This window comes from Glycomyces sp. NPDC021274, from assembly GCF_040641195.1.
Classification (GTDB): Bacteria; Actinomycetota; Actinomycetes; order Mycobacteriales; family Micromonosporaceae; genus Glycomyces.
Window position 1 is genome coordinate 1 of record NZ_JBFADC010000056.1, and the last position, 1,556, is coordinate 1,556.

Genomic DNA, 1,556 nt, shown 5'->3' on the forward strand with positions numbered 1-1,556 from the left:
GACGTTGGTGCCCCCTTGCGCGATCGGCGCGTCCAGGCCGCCCTCCATCCGCGCGACGAAGTCCCGGGCCTGCGCGGTCTCCAGGGCGTGCCACAGCTCGTCGTCGGTGGCGTCCGGGTTGCCGTACCGCAGGTTGCTGGCGACCGTGCCGGAGAAGAGGTACGGCTTCTGCGGCACCAGGCCGATCACGGCGGCCAGCGTCTCCGGGGCCAGGGTGCGCACGTCCTCGCCGTCGACCAGGACCGTGCCGCCGGTGGCATCGAAGAGCCGGGGCACCAGCCCGAGGAGGGTGGACTTGCCGGAGCCGGTGGAGCCGATGACGGCGGTGGTCTCGCCGGGGCGGGCGGTCAGGGAGATGTCCTTGAGGACCGGCTGCTCGGCGCCGGGGAAGCGGAACTCCACGTCCCGGAGCTCCAGTTCACCGTGCCGGCGCAGCGTGCTGACCGGTGCGGCGGGCGGGGCGACGCTGGACTCGGTCGCCAGCACCTCCTGGATGCGCTCGGCGCAGACCTCGGCGCGCGGCAGCATCATCACCATGAACGTCGCCATCATGATCGACATCAGGATGTACATCAGGTAGCTGAGGAAGGCCGTCAGCGCCCCGATCTCCATCTCCTTGGCGTCGATGCGCAGCCCGCCGAACCAGACCACGGCCACGCTGGAGAGGTTCACGATCAGCATGACCAGCGGGAACATCATCGACATCAGCCGGCCGGCGCGGATCGAGATGTCGTAGAGATCGGTGTTGGCCCCGGCGAACCGCTCACGCTCGTACCGGTCGCGGACGAAAGCGCGGATGACGCGGATGCCGGCGATCTGCTCGCGCAGCACGCGGTTGACGGTGTCGATGCGCTCCTGCACACCGCGGAACAGCGGACGCATCCGGCGCACGATCAGTGAGACGAGGATCCCGAGGACCGGGACGATGACCAGGAGGAGCGCCGACAGCGGCACGTCCTGGTTGAGCGCCATGGCAATGCCGCCGACGCACATGATCGGCGCCGAGACCATCATCGTGAACGTCATCAGGACCAGCATCTGGACCTGCTGGACGTCGTTGGTGGTGCGGGTGATCAGCGACGGCGCGCCGAAGCGTCCCACCTCCCGGGCGGAGAACGACTGCACCCGGTCGAAGACCGCGGCCCGGATGTCCCGGCCCAGCGCCATGGCCGTGCGGGCACCGAAGTACACCGCGCCGATCGCGCAGGCGATCTGGAGCACCGTCACCGCGATCATGAAGCCGCCGGTGCGGAAGATGTAGCCCGTGTCGCCCGCCACGACACCGTTGTCGATGATGTCGGCGTTGAGGGTCGGCAGATAGAGCGTGGCCAGCGTCTGTATCAGCTGGAGCAGGACGATCAGGGATATGGAGCGCCTATAGGGCCGCAGATGCGCCCGCGCGAGTCGGACCAACACAGGCCGGAGCCTATGCGAACACTTGCCTTCGGCAATCGAATTTCCCCGAACCGTGCAGGAATCGTCCCGGACCGCCGCAAACTCTTTACCCGAACTTGCCCGGAACCGGGCCGGCCGCCGCGTACGCCATCATGGAAGCG

Annotated in this window: 1 protein-coding gene; it reads right to left on the minus strand. The window is 68.3% G+C overall.

The window, feature by feature from the left end; all coding sequences use genetic code 11:
- The coding region (locus AB0I03_RS26495) for an ABC transporter ATP-binding protein (protein ID WP_360417326.1) at positions 1 to 1,416 on the minus strand (1,416 nt) is incomplete at its 3' end.
- Positions 1,417 to 1,556 lie beyond the last annotated feature (140 nt).